18 protein-coding genes and 1 tRNA gene are annotated in these 23,199 nt (G+C 32.4%); 11 read left to right on the forward strand and 8 right to left on the reverse strand.

All coding sequences use genetic code 11. The features are described from left to right. The first annotated feature begins 79 nt into the window (after positions 1-79). Positions 80-153, forward strand: a tRNA-Arg gene (locus tag ACVEGE_RS01745). A 176-nt stretch (positions 154-329) separates the two neighbouring features. Here the strand turns inward: ACVEGE_RS01745 and ACVEGE_RS01750 are convergent. From ACVEGE_RS01750 to ACVEGE_RS01765, 4 genes are all read right to left on the reverse strand, one after another. Next, positions 330-1,871 carry an acyl-CoA carboxylase subunit beta gene (locus ACVEGE_RS01750; RefSeq protein ID WP_173854062.1) on the reverse strand — a complete coding sequence of 514 codons (1,542 nt, stop codon included), beginning with the start codon at positions 1,869-1,871 and terminating at the stop codon, positions 330-332. 62 nt (positions 1,872-1,933) lie between these two features. Next, positions 1,934-3,373 (reverse strand): acetyl-CoA carboxylase biotin carboxylase subunit, encoded by a 1,440-nt coding sequence (accC, locus tag ACVEGE_RS01755; protein WP_192500108.1) that lies wholly within the window; start codon positions 3,371-3,373, stop codon positions 1,934-1,936. A gap of 176 nt (positions 3,374-3,549) precedes the next feature. Beyond that, complete coding sequence (locus ACVEGE_RS01760; RefSeq protein ID WP_173856371.1) at positions 3,550-4,035, reverse strand: acyl-CoA carboxylase biotin carboxyl carrier protein subunit; 486 nt, start codon at positions 4,033-4,035, stop codon at positions 3,550-3,552. A 200-nt stretch (positions 4,036-4,235) separates the two neighbouring features. Continuing rightward, the gene (locus ACVEGE_RS01765) at positions 4,236-4,667 is read right to left on the reverse strand and encodes a DUF1573 domain-containing protein (RefSeq protein ID WP_192500109.1); all 432 of its coding nucleotides are present in this window, start codon (positions 4,665-4,667) and stop codon (positions 4,236-4,238) included. A 163-nt stretch (positions 4,668-4,830) separates the two neighbouring features. On the opposite strand from ACVEGE_RS01765, the gene ACVEGE_RS01770 reads away from it, so the two are divergent. Together ACVEGE_RS01770 and ACVEGE_RS01775 are read left to right on the forward strand one after the other, a co-directional pair. After that, a complete protein-coding gene (locus tag ACVEGE_RS01770) occupies positions 4,831-6,090 on the forward strand; it encodes a sensor histidine kinase (RefSeq protein ID WP_192500110.1) in 1,260 nt (419 codons plus the stop codon). Further along, positions 6,090-6,785, forward strand: coding sequence for a response regulator transcription factor (locus ACVEGE_RS01775; RefSeq protein WP_173854067.1), 696 nt, complete (start codon positions 6,090-6,092; stop codon positions 6,783-6,785). The genes ACVEGE_RS01770 and ACVEGE_RS01775 overlap by 1 nt, the downstream gene beginning before the upstream one ends. Here ACVEGE_RS01775 and ACVEGE_RS01780 read toward each other — a convergent pair. The 3 genes from ACVEGE_RS01780 to ACVEGE_RS01790 form a co-directional block, all read right to left on the reverse strand. Continuing rightward, positions 6,774-8,963 carry a B12-binding domain-containing radical SAM protein gene (locus ACVEGE_RS01780; protein WP_192500111.1) on the reverse strand — a complete coding sequence of 730 codons (2,190 nt, stop codon included), beginning with the start codon at positions 8,961-8,963 and terminating at the stop codon, positions 6,774-6,776. The two genes, ACVEGE_RS01775 and ACVEGE_RS01780, sit on opposite strands and share 12 nt — an antisense overlap. A gap of 72 nt (positions 8,964-9,035) precedes the next feature. Further along, positions 9,036-10,151 carry an MFS transporter gene (locus ACVEGE_RS01785; protein ID WP_370566950.1) on the reverse strand — a complete coding sequence of 372 codons (1,116 nt, stop codon included), beginning with the start codon at positions 10,149-10,151 and terminating at the stop codon, positions 9,036-9,038. Beyond that, on the reverse strand, positions 10,067-10,312 hold the full coding sequence (locus ACVEGE_RS01790; RefSeq protein ID WP_225738068.1) for a hypothetical protein: 246 nt from the start codon (positions 10,310-10,312) through the stop codon (positions 10,067-10,069). The genes ACVEGE_RS01785 and ACVEGE_RS01790 overlap by 85 nt, the downstream gene beginning before the upstream one ends. A 535-nt stretch (positions 10,313-10,847) precedes the next feature. Between ACVEGE_RS01790 and ACVEGE_RS01795 the strand changes: the two genes are divergently transcribed. The 8 genes from ACVEGE_RS01795 (at position 10,848) to ACVEGE_RS01830 (ending at position 22,541) form a co-directional block, all read left to right on the forward strand. Further along, a complete protein-coding gene (locus ACVEGE_RS01795) occupies positions 10,848-11,459 on the forward strand; it encodes an RNA polymerase sigma factor (protein ID WP_217424430.1) in 612 nt (203 codons plus the stop codon). 91 nt (positions 11,460-11,550) lie between these two features. Continuing rightward, on the forward strand, positions 11,551-12,663 hold the full coding sequence (locus tag ACVEGE_RS01800; RefSeq protein WP_192500112.1) for a FecR family protein: 1,113 nt from the start codon (positions 11,551-11,553) through the stop codon (positions 12,661-12,663). Positions 12,664-12,816: 153 nt separating this feature from the next. Further along, positions 12,817-16,524, forward strand: coding sequence for a SusC/RagA family TonB-linked outer membrane protein (locus tag ACVEGE_RS01805; RefSeq protein WP_192500113.1), 3,708 nt, complete (start codon positions 12,817-12,819; stop codon positions 16,522-16,524). 9 nt (positions 16,525-16,533) lie between these two features. Further along, on the forward strand, positions 16,534-18,015 hold the full coding sequence (locus ACVEGE_RS01810; RefSeq protein WP_192500114.1) for a RagB/SusD family nutrient uptake outer membrane protein: 1,482 nt from the start codon (positions 16,534-16,536) through the stop codon (positions 18,013-18,015). A 13-nt stretch (positions 18,016-18,028) separates the two neighbouring features. Next, positions 18,029-18,886, forward strand: a complete 858-nt coding sequence (locus ACVEGE_RS01815; protein ID WP_192500115.1) for a zinc-binding metallopeptidase — start codon at positions 18,029-18,031, stop codon at positions 18,884-18,886. Between the two features lie 17 nt (positions 18,887-18,903). Continuing rightward, a complete protein-coding gene (locus tag ACVEGE_RS01820) occupies positions 18,904-20,241 on the forward strand; it encodes a DUF4302 domain-containing protein (protein WP_192500116.1) in 1,338 nt (445 codons plus the stop codon). Between the two features lie 205 nt (positions 20,242-20,446). Then, complete coding sequence (gene bshC / locus ACVEGE_RS01825) at positions 20,447-22,036, forward strand: bacillithiol biosynthesis cysteine-adding enzyme BshC (protein WP_192500117.1); 1,590 nt, start codon at positions 20,447-20,449, stop codon at positions 22,034-22,036. A gap of 85 nt (positions 22,037-22,121) precedes the next feature. Beyond that, the gene (locus ACVEGE_RS01830) at positions 22,122-22,541 is read left to right on the forward strand and encodes a nucleoside-diphosphate kinase (protein ID WP_173854075.1); all 420 of its coding nucleotides are present in this window, start codon (positions 22,122-22,124) and stop codon (positions 22,539-22,541) included. A 240-nt stretch (positions 22,542-22,781) separates the two neighbouring features. Here ACVEGE_RS01830 and ACVEGE_RS01835 read toward each other — a convergent pair whose 3' ends face one another. Then, on the reverse strand, positions 22,782-23,198 hold the full coding sequence (locus ACVEGE_RS01835; protein WP_370566947.1) for a hypothetical protein: 417 nt from the start codon (positions 23,196-23,198) through the stop codon (positions 22,782-22,784). Position 23,199: the final 1 nt, after the last annotated feature.

Genomic DNA, 23,199 nt, shown 5'->3' on the forward strand with positions numbered 1-23,199 from the left:
AACGACAATATCACACAAATCAATAGCCTCTTTTTTAAGGAGGCTATTTTTTTAGAATAAAAGTCAAGAAAACTACAATGGAGGCATAGCTCAGCTGGATAGAGCACCTGCCTTCTAAGCAGGCGGTCGAAGGTTCGAATCCTTCTGCCTTCACTTAAAAAAACCGATACATTTTGTATCGGTTTTTTTGTTTTAATTTATATCAAAAAGCAAATACACTATTTGAATCAAGTCCAAAAAAAAAAACATTTGCAGAACAAATTCTACAAATGTTTAAGTAATTATTCTAAAAAAGCACCAAGCTTATACGTAGTTGGCGCTTTGAAGCCTTATAAAGGAATGTTTCCGTGTTTTCTATCTGGAGTGACACATTCTTTATTTTCTAACATACTGAAGCCTTTAATCAATTTACGCCTGGTATCTTGCGGCAAAATAACCTCATCAACAAAACCACGTTGTGCCGCAGTGTATGGATTCGCAAATAATTTCGCATATTCTGCTTCTTTTTCTAAAAGTTTAGCTGCTGGATCTGCCGCTTCATTAATTTCTTTTTTGAATATAATTTCTGAGGCTCCCTTTGCTCCCATTACAGCAATCTCTGCAGTTGGCCAAGCAAAATTCATATCAGCACCAATGTGTTTTGAATTCATTACATCATAAGCACCTCCATACGCCTTACGCGTAATCACCGTAATTCTAGGCACAGTCGCTTCGCTTAAAGCGTATAATAATTTTGCCCCATGAACAATAATTCCCTGCCATTCTTGATCAGTTCCAGGTAAAAATCCTGGTACATCTACTAAAACTAGTAACGGAATATTAAATGCATCACAAAAACGGGTAAAACGCGCTGCTTTTACGGAGCTATTTACATCTAGACAGCCTGCTAAATACATAGGTTGATTAGCAACAATACCAATACTTCTACCTCCAAGTCTAGCAAAACCAACAATAATATTCTCTGCATAATTTTTATGCACTTCAAAAAAAGAGTCTTCATCAATAATTCCAGCAATAACACCATGCATATCATAAGGCTTATTTGGATTATCAGGAATAATAGCCGCTAGTTGCTCACGCAATTCATCATTTAACTCATAAGGTAGTTTTTGAGTTTTCTCTTTATTACTTTGAGGTAAATAACTCAATAAACGTTTCACATCCTCTAAACATTCAATATCATTTGCTGCTGTACAATGTGCCACACCAGACTTAGTGGAATGTGTACTCGCTCCGCCTAACTCTTCTGAGGTAACAGTTTCGTTTGTTACCGTTTTAACGACACTAGGACCAGTAACAAACATATAACTTGTATCTTCTACCATCATAGTAAAATCAGTCATTGCAGGTGAATAAACCGCACCACCGGCACAAGGGCCCATAATTGCAGATATTTGCGGAATAACACCACTTGCTTGTACATTTCGATAAAAAATATCAGCATAACCACCCAATGAACGAACACCTTCTTGAATACGCGCCCCTCCTGAGTCATTCAAACCAATCATAGGAGCACCCATTTTAACAGCCATATCCATCACTTTACAAATCTTCTCTGCATGAGTTTCAGATAGCGCACCCCCAAAAACGGTAAAATCTTGAGCAAAAACATAGACTAATCTTCCATTAATGGTTCCATAACCTGTAATTACACCATCACCGTAGTACATTTCTTTTTCCATTCCAAAATCAGTTGTCCGGTGTGTAACCAGCATCCCAATTTCTTCAAAAGAACCTTCATCCATCAAATAAATAACACGTTCTCTTGCTGTTAATTTCTTTTTTTGATGTTGCTTCTCTATTCTGTTTTTCCCTCCGCCCAAATGAGCTTTGGCAATTTTATCGTTTAATATTTCTATTTTGTCTTTCATACTTTTATTTTTAACCGCTAATTCACAAACTGTTAATTTTTAAATCTCTAAATGAGAAAAAATTAATTGGGTAATCGCACTATTTTTTGATCCTCAAAATATTGTTTCAAAGCAATTCGAGCTGCAATCTCAGCCTCTTTTATAATTTCAGCTTTTAATAAATTGGCGCTATAGTACTTTTTAACAAAATGCGTATCAAAATTTCCAGAGCGAAATGCCTCATGCTCCATCACAAAGGCACCAAATGGCAGTGTTGTTTGCACACCTTCTACTTGATAATCAGCAATAGCTTTAATCATTATTTGAATAGCCTCCTCACGAGTTTCGCCATAAGTAATAAGCTTTGCTAACATGGGATCGTAATATATAGGGATATCCATTCCTTGTTCAAAGCCATTATCAACACGTATTCCTTTACCCGAAGGCAACTTATACACGTCAAGATGTCCTACACTTGGTAAGAAATCATTCATAGGATCCTCAGCATAAACACGCAACTCCATTGCATGACCTTTTATCTTTAAATCCTCTTGTCTTAGCGTTAATGCCTCACCTCGAGCTACCTTAATTTGCATTTCAACCAAGTCCAAACCCGTAATTAACTCAGTTACCGGATGCTCTACTTGCAGACGGGTATTCATTTCTAGAAAATAAAAATTATGGTTTTCATCCAATAAAAACTCTACCGTACCCGCTCCTAAATAATCACATGCTTTAGCTACTAAAACTGCAGCTTCACCCATTTTTTTTCGTAATTCGGCTGTTAATACTGATGAAGGAGCTTCTTCAACCACCTTCTGGTGTCTACGTTGAATACTGCATTCTCTTTCAAATAAATATAAAATAGTACCATGACTATCTGCCATGATTTGGATTTCGATATGACGCGGAGACGCTACATATTTCTCTATAAAAACTGCACCATCACCAAAAGCATTTATTGCTTCACTAATAGCACGTTTCATTTGAGATTCAAATTCCTCTGCGTTTTCAACAATTCGCATTCCTTTTCCACCGCCACCAGCTGAGGCTTTTATTAAAATAGGAAAACCTATCTCACTTGCCACAATTTTTGCTTTATCAATATCCGTAATCGCTTCATCAAGACCAGGAACCATTGGAATATTATAAACCTTAACCGCTTCCTTTGCGGCCAGCTTGTTTCCCATGATATGAATCGCTTTTGACTTTGGGCCAATAAAAATGATGTTGTTTTTTTCTGCTTTTTCAGCAAAATCGGCATTTTCACTTAAAAACCCATAACCAGGATGAATAGCATCTACACCAAGGTTTTTAGCAACTTCAATAATTTTATCTCCCAGTAAATAAGACTGACTAGAAGGTGATTCTCCTATCCAGACTGCTTCATCGGCAAATTTTACGTGAGGCGCATTTCTATCTGCAGTAGAATATACTGCAACTGTTTTGATTCCCATTTTTTGGGCAGTTTTCATTACCCTGATAGCAATCTCTCCTCTATTAGCAACTAATATTTTTTTCATTTTTATATATTTTTGGCCACGAAAGCAGTAATTATTCTAATGCTTATTAAAATGTTTTCGTTTTTTAAAATTGTACTTTTTAGACTTCAACTTTTAGATTCACAGTATCACTAATTACCTTATTCAGTATCGAATAAAATAATTATGTTCTAATTTTAGGTGAATTAAGGAGTACTTTATTCAAACTCAATTAACAGTTGTCCCTTATCTACAGCATCTCCCTTACTTACTGCAATGGATTTAATTACTCCGTCTCTAGGTGATTGAAAACTGTTTTCCATTTTCATAGCTTCTAGAATTAAAAGCGGCTCATTTTCCTTTACGGTTTGACCTACAACTACACTTATTTCTAGAATCAATCCTGGCATAGGTGCTTTGATGGCATTGATTTGTTTAGCTAAGCCAACTTCAAATCCCATCTCTTTTATAAGCAAGTCTAAATTATCAGCAATAGCCACTGTGTAACTATTATTATTGACTTTAACTGTATATTTTTTTTGATTGAAATTTGCTGAGACAATTTCAGCTAAATAAGGGGTTTCTTGGTGCAAAACATGAAACTTATTTGTCTCAATAGTTACGGCATCAAGTTGAACTGCATGTTCTTTTTCAATATCGAATTCAAAAGAATCATTTACTTTTACTTTATAGCTATCACTCATTAATGTAATTTTTATAGTCGTAAAAATAAGTAAAAGAAAACGTTTTCGTAAAATAAAAAAGAAGTTTTATAAATGAATCTAAAAATTTATCTGTTAAACTCCATAATAATAAACAAAAATAGTGGCACATAAAAAAACTCCAAATCAAATTTGGAGTTTTTCTTAAGATATCTATTACAATGAAGTGAGCGTTTTTTTGATTAAATTTTAGCTTCAACCGCTTTTACAACTCCTTTTAGGGTTAAAACACTAGGTGCTAATCCATCATTTAAATTCACAGTAACCGTTTTAGAAAACGAACCTGCACTTGCTGCATTATAAGTTGCTGTAACTGTTCCTTTTGCCCCTGCTGCAATTGGTGTTTTAGTATAATCAGTAGCAGTACATCCACACGAGCCTTGCACATTGGTGATAATAATAACCGCTTTACTCGTATTAGTAAACTCATAGACCATTTTTTTAGGAGTTCCTTGCGGAATTTCTCCTACATCAATTGTTTCTGCTTTCCATAATACTGAAGCTACAATTACTGCTGATTTCTCCTTTTCAACAATAGTATTAATGGGCTTAATTATTGCAAAAGACATCAATCCTAACGAGACTGCTAACATGGTAATTTTGAAGATTTTCATAATAAATTTTATTTGGTTAAAACTATTTAATTTTGCTGTACAACAAAAGTAATCCCTAATTAAGCACCTTCTTGTTAAGTGATTTCAAATGATTGTTAACGAGTTGTTAATAGCTCAATTTAAATGTATTTTTTAGTAATATTACATTTTAAAAGTATCATAATTGAAGATCAACAAACTCAACAGTATCATTCTAATAGGATTAATTGCTATTATAGGCATCTTAATCGCTCAATTACTATGGACTAAAGAAGCTTTTACCATTGAAGAAACTAAATTCAGTCAAAAAACGCACATCGCTTTACTTGAAGTGGCTAAAAAACTATATCAAAATACTACTCGTGAACTCCCATTTGAAAATCCAGTAAAAAAAATAGCTAATGATTATTATATTGTAAACATCGACAACGATTTTGAACCCACAATTTTAGAATTTTATCTAAAAACAGAATTCAAGAAAATCAACCTCAATACTGATTTTGAATACGCTGTTTACAACTGCCTAAGCCAAGAAATGGTTTATGGCAACTATGTTTCATTAGACAACGACAATAAAAAAGCCATTACGGTAAATTTTCCAAAACATAAAAATCTGGTTTATTATTTTGCTATTCGGTTTCCTAATGAAAATAATTATTTGTTTAGTTCATTGCGTTTTTGGTTCATATTATCGTTTGTTTTAATTCTGATTTTAGTGATTTACGTTTACTCTATTTTTACTATTTTGCAACAAAAAAAATACTCTGAACTACAGCGTGACTTCATCAATAACATGACGCATGAATTCAAAACCCCTTTATCCTCCATTTTAATTGCTTCAAATTACTTGATTAAACAAAATCCTATAAAAGATGATGAACGACTACAAAAGTACACCCAAAGCATTATCACGCAAGGAAACAAACTCAATCAACATATAGAAAAGATCTTAAATATCGCTAAATATGACCATTCTCCTTTAGCACTAAACAAGGAAGAGTTATCACTTATTCCTATTTTAAAAGATACTATTGAGAGTTTTAATCTAAAAAATGAAAAAGCCATTATAACTATTGAAAATGACACTGCTAATTACTTTATCACAGTTGATCCTTTTCATTTCACAAATTTGGTTTATAATCTTATCGATAACGCTATAAAATACTGCGATGAAAATCCCGTAATTAAAATCAAAGTAACAACTGAAAAAGAATATATCTCATTGCAATTTATTGATAATGGTATTGGAATAAATGACAAACACAGCCCCTTTATTTTTGATAAATTCTATAGAGTTACTAATCAAAAAAGCAATGAAATCAATGGATTTGGAATAGGTTTGTATTATGTTAAAAAAATATGCACATTACACCATTGGAAAATAACCATAAATAACAATCCTAAAAAAGGCATCACGATAACTCTTTTAATACCTACAAAATAATGCGCGTTTTTAAAATTTTATATACTGAAGATGATGAAACACTCGCCTTTTTAACTAAAGATAATTTAGAACAAAACGGTTATGAAGTAACTCATTTTACCAACGGCAAAGCCGCATTAGAAAGCTATGAAAAAGACACTTTTTCTATTTGTGTTTTTGATATTATGATGCCTAAAATGGATGGTTTTGAATTAGCTACTCAAATTAGAAAAACCGATACTAATATCCCCATCATTTTCCTTTCGGCAAAAACATTAAAGGAAGACCGCATTAAAGGTTTGCGACTAGGCGCCGATGATTATCTAGTCAAACCATTTAGTATTGAAGAGTTACTGTTGAAAATTGAAATTTTTATAAAACGTTCTCAAAAAAGCACTGTTAATAATGGTGCTTTTTTCCGCGTTGGTAAATATCATTTTGATACAAATAATTTCTTTTTAACTAATGAAAATGAAAAAATCAGTCTCACACAACGCGAAGCTGAACTATTGAAATTATTTTTAGAAAACAAAAATACAGTTTTAAAAAGAGAGCAAATATTAACCACACTTTGGGGTGATGACGACTATTTTATGGGACGTAGTTTAGATGTTTTTATTTCCCGCTTGCGAAAAATATTGGCTAACGAAAAAAACATTTTAATTGAAAACTTACACGGAATAGGTTTTAAATACACTGAAGAATTACAAAACTAACAATCCAAATTCTCGTAATGTATTAATGGGTTTTGAGAACCAAAAAAGCTCAAAATCCTCTAGATTCGTTTCAAAATCTGCCTTTATTTCTTGAAAGCTGTGCACCTTAGAATTTGTTACCTTCATTTTTTCTAAAGCAACAAGTAACCAGTCCCCTAATTCTTTATTTAATTGAATGCTAAAACTTTCTTTTTTATCATGAAACGTAAGTGCTACCATTTCCCACGAGTTTCCTTTTTTAGATTTGGTAAACGCTTCCGCAAAAGGCTTCCCTCCTAACCAAACAATTTTAGCGTTAGGTTTCACACTTAAAAAACCATCGTCTTGCAAGGCATTAAAAATAAAGTCATCAGGAATTTTAGTCTTTGGGATTTTAAAATCAAACCAATCTTGCAACTCATAATCAAAACAAATTCCGTGCATGAAATTGAATAATGATTTCTTAAGTCCAAAACTAAATTTATCATGATCTATTCCCGTTGAGTCGGTATAATTAATATCATTATTAGCAAACGTTCCTATAGCTTCCGTTTCTTTTACTACTCCAAATTTTTCTGGAAACATTCCCACAGGACTGTGCGCCGTCATCGCAAACTGATGCCAAAATCCTGACTGCAAAACACCTGCTTCAAACAGCTGACGCACCATTTCTAGACTATCTACCGTTTCCTGAATGGTTTGTGTAGGATAACCGTACATTAAATAGGCATGCACCATAATTCCGGCTTCAGTAAAATTACTATTCACTTTAGCCACCTGCTCTACAGTAACTCCTTTATCTATCAATTTCAACAACCGATCAGAAGCCACTTCAAGACCACCAGAAACAGCAATGCAACCAGAAGCTTTCAATAGCAAACACAAATCAGCGGTAAAGCTTTTTTCAAATCGAATGTTTGTCCACCATGTAACCGATAATTTTCTGCGTAGAATTTCTATCGCTAAGGCACGCATTAAGGCTGGAGGCGCAGCTTCATCAACATAATGAAAACCATTCTCACCTGTTTGTTCCATCATTTCCTCCATACGATCACACAGCAAACTTGCCGATACGGGTTCGTAGATTTTTATATAATCTAATGAAATATCACAAAAGGTACACTTACCCCAATAACAACCATGTGCCATGGTCAATTTATTCCAGCGTCCATCGCTCCACATTCTATGCATAGGATTTACGATTTCGATTACCGAAATATATTTATCCAAATGCAAATCAGAATAATCAGGGGTTCCTACTTGCGCTTGTTTATAATCTGGTTTTAATGAATTATTTTTGTAAACAACTTTTCCATCTTCTAGAATAAATGTTCTTTTAAAAGAATTATGATCAGGATTTTCTACATTATTTATCAATTCTTCTACTGGCACTTCACCATCATCTAAAGTGATAAAATCAAAAAATTCAAAAACACGAGCATCAGATAAAGAGCGTAGCTCAGTATTTGGAAACCCACCTCCCATCGAGATTTTAATATCTGGATAGTTCCTTTTTACCCATTGAGCGGATCGAAACGCACTGTATAAATTCCCTGGAAAGGGTACAGAAATCAAGAAAATAGTAGGCTGTACTGTTTCAATTTTTTCTTTTAGTATCGAAAGCAAAACTGCGTCTATATAGGTAGGTTCTTGCTGTAAGACAGTATATAATTCGTCAAAAGAATTCGCTGACCTCCCTAAACGTTCAGCATAACGGCTGAAACCAAAATTTGCATCAACACATTCCACAATAAAATCAGAAATATCCTCAAGATATAATGTAGCGAGATGCTTTCCCTTATCTTGCGTTCCCATAGTCCCAAAAGCCCAATCTAATTCTTCGAGCTGTGCAAAACGAGAGGCTTCAGGTAAATAATCTTCCTGACAAATTTGCAACGCTAATGTTGGGTTCTTTCCTTGCAAAAAGGCTATTACTCCGTCAATTGTTTTAATGTATTCGTCTTGTAAAGCAAAAATACGTTTTGAATTATCAGAGATTGTAGTAGCTTCATTTGCAATGTCAAACATCTCTTTCAAACCTTTTTTAGAAAATAATTCCAAAATCACTTCAATTCCTAAATCCGCATGTACTGATTCGACATCAATTGTATTCAAGAACCCTTTAATGTAAGCAGTTGCAGGATACGGCGTATTTAATTGTGTAAAAGGAGGCGTAATTAGAAAAAGTTTCGTTTTCAAAGGGAATAAATTTTCTGCAAAAATAAGCTATTTTATACCAACAATATAAATATATGCAAGTATCTCAACCTACTAAAATTTGTGCTCCTCTTTACTGATCATTAAAAGCGAAAATAAAGAGATACAAGCGGCAGCAGTTAAATAAAAACCAACATAAGTTAAACCATAATGTGTTGCTAACCAAATAGCAATCATAGGCGCAAATGCGGCTCCAATGATCCCTGCCATATTAAACGCTAATGAGGTTCCTGAGTAACGAACATTTGTAGGAAATAATTCTGATAAAAAAGTTCCTAAAGGTCCATAAGTAAAACCCATTAATATCATCCCAACACATAAAAACAAAGTCACAAGAAAAGGACTTCCAGAGTTTAGAAAAAAAGAAAACACAAAACCAAAAAGAGCAATAGCTATTGTTGTACAAACAAGCATTTTTCTACGTCCAATACGATCTGCAACTAAAGCAGATACTGGAATAAAAAGCGCAAAAAACAATACCGAAAATAATTGCATTAACAGAAAATCTCTTTTTGAATAACCCAAATCAGATGTTGCCCAGCTCAAAGGAAAAACAGTCATTAAATAAAAAACTAAGAAAGTTGTTATGGCTGCAAATGTGCCAAAAATCAATTGGTTCTTGTAAAACTTCACTAACGTAAAAAAAGGAATTTTCACTTCTTCTTTTTCTTTTTTTACATTTTCAAAAGCAGGAGTCTCCGTAATTTTTAATCGAATGTAAAACCCTAGAACTACTAAAAGCGAACTCGATATAAAAGGAATTCTCCAGCCGTAGTCAAGAAAATCTTGAGGAGACATTGTATCAGTTAAAATTAAGAAAGTTCCACCTGAAAGTAGCAAACCTATAGGTGCGCCAAGTTGAGGAAACATACCATACCAAGCACGTTTATTTGGAGGTGCATTCTCAATAGCGAGCAATACCGCTCCGCCCCATTCTCCGCCTAAACCCACACCTTGACCAAAACGACAAAGCATTAACAATAAAGGCGCTGCTATTCCTATGCTTGTATAACTAGGTAAAAAACCAATACTAACCGTTGAAATACCCATGGTCAGTAAAGCAATTACTAGTGTTGTTTTACGTCCTACTTTATCACCATAATGCCAAATACCGCCGAACCCAAGGGACGCGATAAAAAAGCGATTGAAAAAGTGGCCAATGATAACAATACGGAATTAGTACTATCAGCTGAAGGAAAAAATAATTGAGGAAATACTAAAACTGCTGCGTTAGCATAAATATAAAAATCAAAAAACTCTATCGTTGTTCCTATTAAACTACCAAAAAGTACATGCTTTACTGAATTCGTATTGGTTGATTTTTTTTCCATTGTAGTGATTAATTTTATCCTTATAAAAGTCAGCCTTATTTTTTATAACAGCAAATGTTTATTAGCCTTTTTATAGACGTATCCAAAAAAAAGAAAATCTATCAAAAAACTTACTATTAAAAAATCATTATCTTATTGTAAACAATAAAAACGTAAGAATACCTTTTAAAAACTATTCTGTTTAAATAATTCATGATATAATTAATTAGCGGTTTCAAATAGCCATAAGCTATTAAGCGGATTCTTTATTCATTAAAAACTCCCAATATAATTGCCGCATTTTAACTTTGGTATAAACCAAAACCCTTATTAACATTATGTTTCTTTCTTAAAATCAAAATAAAAAAGCAACTAATCAAAATAGGAATACTGCAATTTTACGGCTATAAAAAATGATTTAATTATTTAATACACAGTTCAAATGAGGATTCATTGAATTTAAAATAGTTTTAATAAGGTTATTTGTTTTTTCCTAATTTAATACGTAAAATTACAAAACAATTAACACAAAATTAATATAGCCACTTTTATTACATTGAAAATAAACCACAAAAATATTGCAACTACATCTGAAGATTCCCAATTATGGAGCCGATTGAAAGCGGGAGATGAAAAAGCTTTTTCAATACTATTTGAGAGATATTATGAGCATTTAGTTCGTTATGGAAATTCCTTTTCAAATTATTCCGAGAAAATCCAAGATTGTGTGCAAGATGTATTTACTGACATTTGGATATACAAAGAATCATTAAGTGACACTACTAACGTTAAAGCGTACCTATTATCAAGTGTTCGTAAAAGATTTTCTAGACTTCAAGAGCGAGATAGGGTTTTTAACAAAGTTACATCAACTGATGTAACTAATTTTTTATTTGAATTTTCGATTGAACATCAATTAATATCTGATGAAATAACTGCTACTAAAGTATTCCAGTTAAATAAACTTATTAACCTCTTGCCTTCAAGGCAAAAAGAGGCTTTATACCTTAGATACAATCAAGGTTTAAACGTAGAGCAAATTGCTGACATGCTTGAGGTGAATTACCAATCAGCTAATAATTTATTACATCGTGCATTACTTAATTTGCGTAAAGATTGGAGCGGCTCTATTCCCTTACTGACACTACTATCACTTAGTGTATTATAATTATTTCTTAAAGAAATTAAAAAAAAATCATAATTTACTGAGTATACAATAAAGAAACTGTCCTTTATATGTTTGTAACCTTATTTTTAAAATGCAAAGACGCAATCAATATACAGAAATAGAAGACTTTTTAGCAGATGCCTCTTTCCTTTCATGGGTACGTTCAAATGTTGATCGTGATCATTGGGAAGAATGGACCCTTGAAGATGCTAAACGTGCTAAGTTAGTAGAGACTGCACGTTTGTGGGTTTTAGCTATGAAAGTAACTGAAAATTCTTTTTCTACCGCAACAGTGCAATCAGCACTAGTAGCTACTTGGAATAAAATTGAAAAAAAGGAAGATGCTATTTCAAATAAACCTGTAGTAAAATTATGGAATAGAAATTGGCTAAGGTCTATAGCAGCAGTTTTGGTTTTTGGATTACTCGCTACTTGGACCTATAGCCATTTATTTATATCGAATAACACTACACAAATTTATAATGAACTTATCGATGAGAATAATGAAGGCTTAGTAGAACAAACTAATAATTCTGATAAACCACAAATTATTACTTTATCTGACGGAAGTTCTGTTTTATTACAACCTAAGAGTAAATTAAGTTATCCAAAAACTTTTACTGGAACAGAAAGAAGAGTGTATTTATCAGGAGAAGGTTTTTTTGAAATTAGTAAAAATCCACAAAAACCATTCTTAGTTTATGCTAACGAAATTGTCACTCGAGTTATCGGTACAAGTTTTAAAGTTACTGCTTATGCAAATAAACCAAATATTGAAGTGCTTGTTAGGACAGGAAAAGTTAAAATTGAATCTAACAAAGCGATAATGAATAATGATAAAAATGAAGACATCACTTTATTGCCTAATGAAGCAATTCGCTTTACACGCCAGGATCTAAAATTTAAAAAAATAACTGATATTACTAAAGATGAAGTTTTAATAAATTCCTTAAGTAATATCGAGCAACTTAGTTTTGATTTTACTGACATCCCGGTTAGTCAAATTTTTAAAACAATTGAACAAGCCTACCTAGTTAATATTGACTATCCAAAAGAAAAATTAAAAAACTGTCACTTAACAACTTCACTAAATGACCAACCTTTACCTGAGAAACTAAAAATTATATGTAAAGCTCTAGGAAACAATACAAACTATGAAATGAATGGAAATCAAATTATCATCGATTCAGATGGTTGTAATTAAACAAGTAATGCCTATGTAAAGTTAAAACTAAAAAAAAACGCCGAAAATGCTGTAACATAATCGACGTTTAAATGAAATCAAATTGTCTTCTGTAAAAAGCAATTTGTGTTGTTCTATAATACCCGATAATAAGTACTAATAAAAACCAAAATTATGAAAAAACCTGTTGTTAAACAACGATTACTCTTTCGAATCATGAAAATAACCCTATTCCAACTCTTGTTGGCTTTTGTATTTTCAACTGTAACTATGGCAAATAGTGTAAATGGTCAAAAGAAACTAGATACTAAAGTTACCTTAAGTATCGAAAACTTAACTTTATACAATGCTTTAGTAAAACTTGAAAAGACGGCGAAAGTTAAATTCTCTTACAATTCAAGAATAAGCCAATTGAATCAAAAAGTGAATTACAAGGCTAATGATGAACTATTATCATCAATACTTAGCAATATTTTAAAACCTCTTAATATTACTTACTCTGAGGTAAGCAATCAAATTGTATTACAAAACGAAACGGCATTAGCAAATGACTTAACACTTAATCCAGTTAACGGTTTAAATAGTGTTTTATTTGCTAAAACTGTTACAGGAAAAGTACTTGATGACAAAGGTAACCCTTTACCTGGTGCTACAATTTTAGTAAAAGGTACTAGAGTGGCAGTAATGACAGATTTTGACGGTAAATTTACTATTGATATGCCTGGAAATACTACAACTTTAGTTATTTCCTATATTGGTATGCAAACACAAGAAGTTGTTGCAAAAGCTACTCCTATGACTATTATATTAGCAGAGGTAGGACAAAAATTAAATGAAGTAGTAATTACTACTGGATACGAAAAAACATCAAAAAGAACTTTTACAGGTGCTATTAGTAGAATATCTGAAAAGGATTTACTAGTAGAAGGTGTAGTTGATATCAGTAGAATGATTGAAGGAAAAGCTGCTGGTGTTACAGTACAAAATGTAACAGGAACTTTTGGAACAGCTCCTAAAATTACCGTACGTGGATCTTCTTCTATTTTTGGAGATACTAAACCTCTTTGGGTAATTGACGGTATTGTTCAAGAAGACATCGTGAATTTATCTTTTGCAGATTTAGCATCTGGAAATTCTGAAACTTTATTAAGCTCTTCTATTGCAGGACTAAATCCTAATGACGTACTAAGCATTGAAATATTAAAAGATGCATCAGCTACCTCTATTTATGGGTCAAGATCTTTAAACGGTGTTGTAGTAGTAACTACTAAACAAGGTAGACGTGAAGCACCATTAAGCATTACCTATTCATTAGAGCAAACAGCGAGAGTTGTGCCTAGCTATAATCAATATGATATTTTAAATTCTCAAGAAACAATGGGAATCTTAAAAGAAATTGAATCTAAAGGTTTCTTTGGCTTACCAGATACTTCACAAGGTCGTTATGGAGGAGTTTATAATATTCTTGCGAACGCTATAAACACATATGACACCACTAATGGAGCTTTTGGTGTTAAAAATGATGAACCAAGTAGAAATGCTTTCTTAAAAAAATATGAATTAGCAAACACAAACTGGTTTAAAACATTATTTAGACCTTCAATAACACAAAATCACTCATTAAGTTTAAGTGGTGGTGGTAAAAATAGTACTTACTATGCGTCGCTTGGTTTTTATAGCGATCCAGGATGGACTATTGCAGATAAAGTAAATCAATTAACATCAAACATTAAGAGTACTTTTTTCATTAATGACAAATTAAAATTAGCTTTATCAACACAAGCTTCTGTAAGAAATCAAGCTGCCCCAGGGAGTTACGATAGCCTTAAAGATGGTGTAAACGGAAGTACCACCAGAGATTTTGATATCAATCCTTTTAGCTATGTATTAAATACAAGTAGAACTTTAAGACCTTATGATGATAATGGAAACTATGAGTACTATAGAAATAATTGGGCTCCAATAAACATTATTGAAGAGTTGAAAAATAATTACATGGACATCAATGTAAAAGATATTCGTTTTCAAGCTGATTTAGGGTATGACATAACTCCTAAATTAACTTATAACTTTACAGCTAACGCACGTTATGCTAATACAGTTAGAGAGCACAATATCCTAGAGCAGTCTAATATTGTGGGTGCTTATAACGCAATGGAAACAACAATTGTTAGAGAAGCAAATATATTTTTATATGAAGATCCTAACGATTTAACAGCTCCTAAAGTATCTGTTTTACCTAATGGTGGTATTTTAAGAAAATTCACAAACGAATTAACCTCTTATAACATTAGAAATAGTTTTAATTATAAAAATGTTTTTAATGATGATCATGAATTCGAAGCTTTATTTGGTCAAGAATTAAGATCAGTTGATAGAAGTAATGATAACTTTACTGCTTATGGCTTACAATATGACAGAGGCTTAACTGCTTTTACAGATCCTAGAATTCTTGAAAAAATAATTAATGGTGGAGAATCATATTATGGTTTCAATGAAGAAAGAGAAAGAACAGTTGGTTTCTTTGGTAAAGTAGGATATACTTATGATAGACGTTACACTGGGTCAATCACAGGACGTTATGATGGATCTAATAGACAAGGTAATAGTACTTCTTCAAGATGGCTGCCTACCTATACTTTTAGTGGTAAATGGAATATTATGGAAGAAGATTTCATGAAAAACATTAACACAATTAATAACTTAAGCTTAAGAGGTTCTTACGGTTTAACAGCAACTGCAGGACCTGCAACAAACTCTCTAGCAATTTACAAGAGCTTTATTACTGATCGTCTTAACTTATCAAACAGAGAAACTGGTTTAGATATTGATGAACTTCAAAATGCTGATTTAACTTGGGAAAAACAATTTGAAACTAACATTGGTTTGGACTTAGGTATGTTTAACAATAGAGTTCAGTTCACTACTGATGTATATAGCCGTAAAGCTTTTGATCTAGTTGATTTTGTTACAACTTCAGGAATTGGAGGTCAAAAATTAAAAAGAGGAAATAATGCTGATATGGAAACTAAAGGTATTGAAATGTCTTTAACAACTAGAAACCTTAATGACACAAGATTAAAATGGACTACCTCTTTTAACTTTTCTATTTATGATCAAAAAATAACGAAGTTACAAAACAACCCTCAAGTATTAGGTTTAGTTGATGGTACTGGTGGTAATACTGTAGGACATCCAAGAAACGCACTATATTCATACCAATTTACTGGATTGACAAACCAAGGTTTACCAACATTTGTTATGGCTAATGGTGAGCAAGACAATATTGCTGGTGCTAACTTTCAGGATTCTGAAGATGTTACAAAATATTTAAAATATGAAGGATCTATCGAACCTAATAAATCAGCAGGTATTTCAAATACTTTCACTTATGACAATTGGTCTTTAAACATTTTTATCGTTGCCGCTGGTGGTAATAAAGTACGTTTAAACCCAATTTATGCTAGTGAATATGATGATCTTACTGTTTTCACTAAAGAATTCACAAACAGATGGATTAACCCTGGTGATGAAGCACTTACTAACATACCCGTAATCGCTGACCAACGTTTGATCACAAATTACGATGCGCAATCAAAAAATTTAGAAATAGCATACAATACTTACAACTTTTCTAATGAGCGTGTAGCTGATGGTACTTTTGTAAGATTGAAAAACGTTTCTGTAACTTATGAATTCCCTAAAGATTTGAAGAAAAATTTAGGCGTTAATACGTTTTCATTAAAAGCTTCAACAGCGAATCCGTTACTAATTTATTCTGATAAAAAATTAAACGGACAAGATCCTGAATTTTACAGAACTGGAGGAGTTTCTCAACCAATCACTAGCCAATACACATTCTCACTTAACGTATCATTTTAATAAAAAAACATGAGAAAAATAAAAATAACCCTATCCCTCTTAGTTATACTAGGACTTAGTAGTAGTTGTGATGATTTCCTTTCGGAAATTCCTGACAACAGAACACAATTAGACACACCCGAAAAAATATCAGAAATATTAGTTAATGCATACCCACAAGCAAATTACATGGAATTTGCTGAAACTATGACGGATAACGTGTTTGATAGTGGTGATCTAACACTTACTAATATTAAAAATAGTCAAAATTACAACTGGGAAATGCAAGATAATCTTGCTCAAGATAGCCCTTCTAATTATTGGGATGCCTGTTATACAGCAATTGCGCACGCTAATCAAGCCTTAGATGCAATTGAAAAATTAGGAGATCCTTCTAATTTATTACCTCAAAAGGGAGAAGCTTTATTAGCCAGAGCCTATTCACATTATATGTTAGTAAGTCTATTTTCTAAAAGGTACAATCCTGCAACTGCTAAAACAGATCTAGGAATTCCTTACATATTAAAGCCTGAAACTGTATTACTTGCTCAATATAAAAGAAACTCTGTTGAAGAAGTTTACAAGTTCATTAAAGCCGACATAGAAGAAGGATTAGCCTATGTAACAAGTGACTACAAACAACCTAAATTCCATTTTAATAGAGCTGCAGCAAATGCTTTTGCTAGTCGTTTCTATACTGTAATAGGAGATTGGGATAGCGTTTTAGATGTTTCTAATGAATTAGGAAATAAACCTGGTTCTCAATTAAGAGATTATCAATCTTACTTAGATGTAGACTTTGAAACAGGTACCAGAAAATATTCTGATGAAGGTGAAAACACGAATCTTTTAATAGCTTCTGCATCGTCTATTTACTCTAGAAGTTTTTACCTAAATAGGTTTCAATTAACAGGTGCAGATAGAGACTTGATGCTTGGTGCAGGTACTAATTTAGTAAGCAAAACATATTTGTATCGAGCCTTATCATATAACGGACAAATAACTCTTTTTATCCCAAAATTTGTAGAATATTTCAGATATACTAATGCAAACGCAGGGATTGGTCAACCATTTGATGCATTAGTTCTATTAAGCAATGACGAGCTATTCTTAAATAGAATTGAAGCTCATGTAATGAACAACCAGCTGAGCATAGCTAATGAAGAAATTGATCATTTTTTATCGCTTAGAATAACTGGTTACAATGCTACAACTGATAAGGTTTCTGAGGCTAAAATAGTAGCAAAATATCCAGTGATCAGTGATGAATATACGCCGTTTTATAGCTTAACACCCGTACAAACTTCATACATTAAAGCACTTGCTGAAATGAGAAGAAGAGAGTTTCTTCACGAAGGTTTAAGATGGTTAGATATTAAACGATTTGCTTTAAAAGTAACTCACAAAACATTTAATCAAGCTGATAATGTTTTAGAAAAAGATGATTTACGTAAAGCAATTCAGCTGCCGTTACACGTAACAAATACAGGAATAGAAAAAAACCCACGTTAATACCTTAATTAAAATGAAAAAATTAAATCTATATAAAAAAGTAGTCGTACTTTCTTCGGTTTTATTCCTAGGAGCTTGCGCAAGTGAAGACCCACTTAAAGAAAGTATTCTTGATGTGTCAATTCCATCAAAAACAACTTTAGATAATTGGATTGACACCAATTACCTTAATCCATACAATATTAACGTTCAGTATAAATGGAATCAAAATGTAGTAGACAACAATCGTTTTTTATTCCCTCCATTACAATCAAAAGTGCAGCCAGCTCTAGAAATAGTTCAAAAAATTTGGCTAGATAGTTACTCTACAATTGGTGGAGCTGATTTTGTAAAAAAAATATCACCTAGAGAACTTGTTCTTGTAGGAGGATTAAATTTAAATACAACAGGGACAAGAACATTAGGTTTAGCCGAAGCTGGTTTAAGAATCACCTTATTTGAAACGGATTATGTAGTAAAAAACAACCGTGAAAGCGTAAAAATGTTTGTACATACTATTCAACACGAATATATTCATATATTAAATCAAACTAAACCTTTTGATGAAAAAGCATTAGCAAAAATAACTCCAACAGGCTATACAGCTAACTGGGATGCTACATCAACTGCTGTTGCTAACGAAGAAGGTTTTATTACTGCTTATGCAAGATCAAACATAAACGAAGATTTTGCTGAAATGGCATCTACAATAATAGGTAACACAGAAGATGAATACAATGCCATACTAGATGGAATAACTGATCCTGTAGCAGTAGCTAATATTAAGGCTAAAGAAGCTGTAATTGTTAAATATTTTAAAGACACTTTTTCAATTAACATTTACGACTTAAGAGACGAAGTAGAAAAAAATACTATAGCAGTTACTAATTAATTTATATAAAAAACATTATGAAATTAAAAACTATAATTAATTATCTATTGGTGGCTTTTATAGCCATACAATTGGTTTCTTGTGATAACAAAGAAACCCTCGATTCGCCTTTTGGTGCAACACCCACTGAGCGTTTAAATGCGCAACAAACAGAATTAAATGATTTACTTGAATCATCTGAATTTGGTTGGAAAGCAGTCTATTTTACAGATACAACTCAACTAGGTGGATTTACTCATGTATTTAAATTTAAAGATGGTGTTGTTGATATGGCATCAGATTATGATGATGACACTTCCATTTATTCTAGTGAATATAGTATTGAATTAGGTAGTACTGTTAGCTTACTTTTTTCTACTAAAAATAGAATACATTTATTATCCGATTCAGATAACTACCCAACATCTGCATTAAGAGGAAAGGGATATAAAGGAGACTTTCAGTTTTTATATTATGGTCAAGAAGATGGTCAAATCATTTTTAGAACTAACAGAAGTTTTGAAGAATTACGTTTTGTTAAAGCTACTGCAGCTGACTGGACTGATTTAGCAAAATCAAGAGCAATGATACCTAATGTAATAGGAGCTACTACAAGACCTCTATTTAGGTTATTAGAAACTAATGATGGATCAAAAATAAGTCAATTTGACTTTAACTTCACTACTGCTTCACGTTATGCTGTAGCCAATTCTATTGAATCAGGATCTAGTTTTTCATACAACATGGGGATTGCATATACTCCTACAGGAATTATTGTTAGCCCTGCAGTAAAAATAGGCTCACAAAGCTTGTCTGAATTTACTTATGAAGCAAGTACTGGGAGCTTTAATGCTACAGGAACAGCTGGAGTGTCTGCAACAATTAAGTATACTGACAAACCCCTAGTTTTAACTGATGATTACTTACCATTTTTAGATGGAAATCCATCAACTGCTTTTGGTTACATAGCCTCATTTTTAAGTAGTGCTCCTTCAAACTCTTTAGTAGCAAAAACTTTATTAGCTGAGATCAATGCTAATCTACCAGCAGGAATCACTATTAGTAGAGTGCAATTACAATTTAATACTGCTTTTGGTAGTTACATACAGTATGTTTTTGCAGGTGGTAAAGCAACTGAATATCATAATGTACAAGTTATTGAAGACCCTGTTAACAAAACAATCATATTTCAAGATCTTGGCTGGGATTCAGGCAGTACGCCAGCAGTATTAGCAAAAATAGATGCTGAATTAATGAACCCAAAAGGATTGTATGTAAAGCGTGAAAACTTCACATTTGGAGGGCCTCCAAACAAAATATACACTTTCACAAGTGCATCAAGCAATTTTAGATTAACTACTTACGCATTTCAATAATAAATATAATAACCAATTATATTGCACCCCGAGTAACCCCAAATCTTGGGAAGAGGCTGTCTGAAAAGACAGCCTCTTTTTTTTAAAAATAAATTTCTTATTGATTTTATTATTAACATTTGAAAAATTCACAAAGCTTTCATAAACCTAAAAAGCGTAACTTTACTTTTTATTACTTTAGCATTAAATTTAGAAATTCAAACTTATGCCTACCGACTGTATCAGCTATCAAAATTCTGGATATTTCTCGCCTTTGATGAATGATTATTTAGACGAAAAATCAAACCTAGCACCACTATACAACCGTTTTCCGAAACTTGAAAACTTTGAAGCACAAATTCTTGAAAAACAAGCCAATTTTAATGATGCCTCTAGAGCGCAGCTGGTAACTGTTTTACAAAAACAATACGAAGGATTAAACATTTCCCCATTAACTAAGCAGAATATTGAAGCTCTAAAAGGTTCCAATACTTTTACCGTTACAACAGGGCACCAACTTAATTTATTTAGTGGACCACTTTATTTTTTATATAAAATTATATCTACTATTAATCTTACTAAAGAATTAAAAGAGAAATATCCTGCCTATAATTTTGTTCCTATTTATTGGATGGCGACTGAGGATCATGATTTTGAAGAAATAAACTATTTCAATTTTAAAGGAAAAAAATTCAGATGGAATAAAGAAAGTACTGGACCTGTAGGGAGATTATCAACTGAAGGGTTGTCTGATTTTTTTGATATCTACCAGCAAGAACTAGGAACTAGCACGAACGCTACAACACTTAAAAAAATATTCAAAGAGGCGTATTTACAGCATGATAACCTAGCTAGTGCAACAAGACAGTTAGCTAATGCACTTTTTGGAGAACTAGGTTTAGTAATTATTGATGCTGATGAGCGCGCGTTGAAACAAAACTTTATTCCTTATATAAAGGAAGAACTTTTAAAACAAACTTCTCATAAAGCTGTTCTAGAAACAACTGAGCAACTAAAAGAATACAATATCCAAGTTAATCCTAGAGAGATAAACTTGTTTTATATTGAAGATGACTTACGAGAACGAATCATTCTTGAAAACAATATTTATAGCATTAACAATACTAAAATGGCGTTTTCAGAAACTGAAATAATACAACTTTTAGAAAACAATCCTGAAAAGTTTAGCCCTAATGTAATTATGCGTCCACTCTATCAAGAGGTTATATTACCCAATCTATGCTACATAGGTGGTGGAGGCGAAATTGCCTACTGGCTGGAATTAAAGTCGTTCTTTAATGCTGTGAATATTACTTTCCCAATGCTTTTAGTTCGTAATTCCGTTTTATTAGCAACCGAAAAGCAAATTAAAAAAATAGATAAGCTAAAATTGAGTTGGAGCGATTTATTTGCAAAACAATCACAACTTATAAATAAAGTCACTCAAAAAAGTTCTGAATTCCCAATTGATTTAACACCTCAAAAAGAACAATTACAGCAGCAATTTAAAGCTTTATTTGAATTAGCTAAACAAACAGATAAATCATTTACTGGAGCCGTAAAAGCGCAAGAAGTGAAACAAACAAAAGGATTAGAGAGTTTAGAAAAACGTTTGCTAAAAGCACAAAAAAGAAAGTTTAGCGAAGAAATTGAACGCACAACCGACTTACAAAATGAATTATTCCCTAATAAAAGTTTGCAAGAAAGACAGGCAAATTTCTCTGAATTTTATCTTGAAAACGGAGTTGATTTAATTCCGAAATTGATTGCAAGTTTGCATCCGCTAGAGCAAAAATTTGAAATTATTACGTTATAATGATTTTTGACACACTATAATAGAAAAATTGTAACATTATTAAACAAAAAAAACTATTTTTGCACAAAATCTAAAAAATAAAAAAATGGCTACTAATAGAACATTTACAATGATTAAGCCTGATGCTGTTGCTAACGGACACATCGGAAACATTCTTGCAATGATTACTAATGCAGGTTTCAAAATCGTTTCTTTAAAATTAACTCAACTTACAATTGCTGATGCTCAAGCATTTTACGCTGTTCACGCTGCTAGACCTTTCTACGGTGAATTAGTTGAATTTATGTCAAGAGGACCAATTGTTGCTGCTATTTTAGAAAAAGACAATGCAGTTGAAGATTTCAGAAATTTAATTGGTGCTACAAACCCAGCTGAAGCTGCTGAAGGAACTATCCGTAAAGCATACGCTACTTCTATTGGAGAAAATGCAGTTCACGGTTCTGACAGTGATGAAAACGCAGCTATCGAAGGTGCTTTCCATTTTGCAGGAAGAGAGCAGTTCTAATAAGAAAATACAGTACACTCTTTTTATATTCGAAAATAAAAAAAGAGCTCTTTATAAAAGTGGACGTTAAGATTAACGTCTACTTTTTTTTGTCCACTTTTTTGTACCTTTATTAGAGTACCAAGAACAACTAAAGTATAGTACTTTATTTATCCCATCAAGCGCAGTTAAAATACGGTAACGTGTCTCTATTTCGTTCTAATGGTAATTGGATTCTGTTTTAAATAGTAATAGAAATAACTATTGTGCATTAACAATATTATAGACAATGATTTTATCTTTATAAGTAATATAGAGTTGTTTTCTATTGTCTTGTTTTTTTCGAGTAATGATAGCTACCACACAATCCTCTCCGTTCGTGTCTTTACAAACAAAGGAATATACAATATCTGATTCATTCTCTTCAGTAGGTTCATAAGCTGCAATCTCAAATAATTGAACTAAAGGTAAATAAACTACAAACCTGTTTTTTTCAGTATCTAAATTTATTGAGATAGTAACCAGCTTCAAATCAGACCAACTACCCCATTTTCCTCTTTCATTTTTTTCAAGAACACTAAAACCTGATGTTCTAAATTTATAATTTTGTGCAAAGGATTGCTGTATTCCTAAAAACAAAAAAAATGCTATTGCATATACTTTATAATTATTCATCATG

The organism is Flavobacterium sp. PL002 (assembly GCF_054165825.1).